Raw genomic sequence first — 4,095 nt, forward strand, 5'->3', positions numbered from 1 at the left:
ATTGATCAGAAATATGGGTGTAAAATAACTTCCCAGGTTCTGCGCCGTATTTAGGGTGAATTTAAACAAACGACAGAAAAGTAGCATAGGATTTCACGGAAACTAAATGATACCAATGCCTTCAACAGGTTTTCGACCTCCCATTTTCACTCTCGTTTAATACTGATATTTCTGGGAGGTATCAGCCCCATAGAGTCGATCATCCGTTCATCCGAAAAATCAAACTCCCCATGCAAGTTAAAATGCTTCCAAGTCGTGACTGAGCCATTGCGAATTGCTTCGATTAACGTAGATTTGCGCTCTTCATCTTTTTCATCTGCCAATGCCCGTGCAAGATATAAATAATTCCAACAGACGATGGCATTTTTAATTAAACGGCGACAGCCTTCAGCAATTTCTTGGTCTTCTTTTTCGCCATAGGTAAATTCCTGATTATGCCCAAAAGAAATAGCTCGCGAAAATTTATTTGATCCCTCACCCTTGTTAAGTTGTTTTTCAATAGCCTGCCTTAATGGTAAGTCGTCGCAGTATTGTAAAATGAACAATGTTTTGGGTATTTTGCCAAACTCTTTTAACGCACTATATAGCGGATGTTGTCGAGAATAGGAATTTAATCGCTTAAATAGCTGAGAAGCTGTGGTCATTTTTAACCGAATAGTGGCCACAAAGCGCAGTATTTCATCCCATTGCTGCACAATTAAATCCTCACGAATTGTCTTATCTGGCAATAAAGTATAGTTTAAGTCTTGATAATGCTGACGTTTTTTAAATGCGTACAAATGCTGATGCCCTAGGTTTTTAATGCGTGGTGCAAAGCCAACATGCAGGAGATGAGTTGCAGCAAAGATAACCTCTGAGTAACCATGCGTATCCGTTGAATGAATATCACTTTGAATAACATCATTGTGCATCAAACCGTCAATCACGTATGCTGCTTCGCGCTCAGAGGAACTAATGACAGCGGAATGCCACATTAAATCACGCATATCAATAAATGTGACAACACTCACTCCCTTGTCTTTACCTAAATATTTGAATGAATAATTCGCATTCAGCGAATCAACCGCAACTTCAAATTTTTGCCCATCACTAGAAGTATGTAATATGTCAGCATCGCTCCTGTAAATATTGGGCAAGTTCATTTTATCTAGCAATCGCAATATGCGGTCATTGGCGTTTTGTACGTTTTGCAGTGAAAAATACCAATTAATGACGTTATCTAAGTCTCCCTCATCAATTTGTTTAGAGGTTTGTGCCAGTTTACGATGCCCAATATCACAACCAAAGCCAATCACACCTGCCATAAATAGCTTTTTGCTTGGTTTAGCGCGTTGGTATTTGACTTGCCAATGCTCAAATTCATCCAAAAAATTGCTTGCCTTATCCACCGTCGCTAGCATCTCTAACATTGAGATATATTTTCTCTCTGGGAAAAAAGAGCCTAAAGGTGCACAGTCAACATCCTCTTTTTTAGGTGTGCTAACATGAAACGACCCATCTTTTCGCAATGTCAGATACGTTTTTTGTTCAGAGCTAAGACGTTGATTTAATTTGCTATAACCCTTGTCAACCGCCTCGCCTAGTTGATGAAGTGTTGCCTTGCAGTCAACAAATTCTTCTAGTTGCGCACGATGTAAATAGTTTGCACGGGCATTCTGCCAATCCACTTTCGGAATTAAATATTCATCGAAAGCACGATATTTTTCAGAATGGACTAAATTCAATGCGCCTGATTTAATTGCATCAGCAATACGGACATACAATAAAGCCTTGTAGAGAGATACGCGAAATTTACCTTCCGTTGTGGTGAGTGCCATCAGTTCCTCAGCAGACAGAAAATCAACGGGGGCTTGTTTATCAATATGTCCTTCTCGTTGCTGATAATACACCAGTGCCACCCATAAATTGGGTAGGCTACAGTTGGGCGAGAATTGTATTTTGCGTATAATATCAGCCACACGGAGTTGAAGTTTAAGCGAGTTCAGTTCTAGTGAGGACAAATAATCTTGGCCTTGATACAGTATGGTCGTTTGGCGTTTAAAGTCATCCAATTGAGTCTCCAACGTGGCCTTAGCAGGCTGCGCACTCAGGGCAATGTCAATCATAGCGACTTTTTGGCTATCACTCAGATCTGCATTAGCCACAATATCTTTAATGGATGACAACGTTTCACGAATTGAATGGCGTAATTTATCGGTTAATAGAACCAGAGATTGGCTGCGTTGTTCTCGTGCTTGAAAATAGGCATCTTTTTGAGCTTTTTCGGCACTATTGGCTGTTGCTTGTACAACGTTTAACAACGTATCAATCAGTGTGTCATTCAGTTTAAAGGTCTGATACGCTACAAATGCAATGAGGTGTAAGCGTCGATCAGCAGCAGCTCGACGTGATACTTGGGGAATCTGTGATTTAATCACCGAATAGGCATAATATTTAATACATTCATGACCCAAGTGAAGTTGTGAAATGATAGGCCTTATGTCTAAATAGAGTGTTTGCAGAGCATCTAAGTCGGCTAAATTAGCTTTGATTTTCGCGGGTAATGTCGATTGTGAGGGGCGTTTTAAGAGAGTAAGGCGATAATGCCATCCTTCCATCGTTGAATTATCGATTTCTTTTTCTAACAGTGCATCAAGCAGACCTCGTTGTTTTTCACTGAGGCTCTGATCGATAATTTGACTGAGTTTACGCTTATGTTGATTAATGGCTGAAATAATAAGATCTGCCAATATATTGTAACTGGGTACTTCGATTTTTTCACGAGTAAGTATCTGAATAATTTCAATAAGTATTTTTTTAGGTTGATATTGAACAGGTACTAAAATAGCTATTTCACTTTTAGCAAAAGCCACTGTTTTTACATCAAAAGGGCGGCATCCAAAATAATCTAGGATAATGCGTTGATGATGATGACACGCAAACTTAGTATAGGTAGAGACATCAACCTCTGTTGGGCTGACATTCAGTTGACGTGCAATATACTCAATATCAGCGACATTAACCTGACCTGCAAAGAATTTCCGTCGAGCTTTAAAATAACCAACAGTGGCTAAAAAACAAACCTTGTTAGTGGGTGTGCGTAGTTTGATGATGACATCTTTCAGGATGAGGGGTAATGCAAAAAACTGCTTACGTTCGACACTATTAAAGACTGGGGGAGAATCAAAGGCGGCTTGCTCCAGTGTATTGAATATTTTCATTCTTGCCATTAGATGAACTCACCATAGAATCGAAAACGATAAAAATATTATTGTTAAAATGAACATTTATACAATAATTTATAGTTAGCACAACTCATTGATATTGAAATAACGAAAACAATAAAATAAATCGTGTATCTTGGTTTTTATTGAATAGCAGGCAATAGCATGAGTAAAACAATCGCTTATCTGCGTGTTTCAACCGCAGACCAAGACCTTGAGAAAAATAAGGCCGATATTTTATTTTTTGCTAACCATCATAATTTAGGTCAAGTAACGTTCGTTGAAGAAGTAATTTCGGGTCGTAAGCCTTGGCGAGAGCGGCATATTGCCAACATCCTTGAGCAATTACAGGCAGGTGATGTGATGATTGTCGCGGAACTGTCACGCTTAGGCCGAAGTATGTTGGAGTGTATGGAAATATTGGCGTTGGCTACGCAAAAACGTATTCGAGTGTATTCCGTTAAAGGGGATTGGCAGCTAGACGATAGCATTCAGAGTAAGATTATTGCCCTAGTATTTTCGATGGCAGCTGAAATTGAGCGCGATTTAATTTCTAAGCGAACGACAGAAGCATTAAGGTTCAAAAAGGCTCAAGGAATGACTTTGGGTCGCCCTAAAGGTATTGGCAAAAGTAAATTGGATGTTTTTAGACCAGAAATTGAAGGCTTATTAGCAAATGGAGCAACTCAAAAGTTTATTGCAAGGCGTTATCACACAACGGAAGCAAATTTACATCACTGGCTTAAAAGGCATGGGTTAAAAAAGGCGAAGCCCGTTTAACTGTCATTCAGCTATAAAATCCTATGCTACTTTTCTGTCGTTTGTTTAAATTCACCCGTTGTTTGCAAAACCTTGCAAAAAATTCAGCCTGTCTTATACTAGGTATTACCTT

2 protein-coding genes are annotated in these 4,095 nt (G+C 39.2%); one reads left to right on the forward strand and one right to left on the reverse strand.

From position 1 onward, the window contains the following. Window positions 1–146 precede the first annotated feature (146 nt). Window positions 147–3,209 (reverse strand): Tn3 family transposase, encoded by a 3,063-nt coding sequence (locus Q0212_RS00415; protein WP_297920630.1) that lies wholly within the window; start codon window positions 3,207–3,209, stop codon window positions 147–149. A 159-nt stretch (window positions 3,210–3,368) separates the two neighbouring features. Here Q0212_RS00415 and Q0212_RS00420 point away from each other — a divergent pair, with 159 nt between their 5' ends. Next, the gene (locus tag Q0212_RS00420) at window positions 3,369–3,983 is read left to right on the forward strand and encodes a recombinase family protein (RefSeq protein ID WP_297920632.1); all 615 of its coding nucleotides are present in this window, start codon (window positions 3,369–3,371) and stop codon (window positions 3,981–3,983) included. Window positions 3,984–4,095 lie beyond the last annotated feature (112 nt).

The organism is uncultured Agitococcus sp., assembly GCF_937920075.1.
Taxonomy (GTDB): domain Bacteria; phylum Pseudomonadota; class Gammaproteobacteria; order Pseudomonadales; family Moraxellaceae; genus Agitococcus.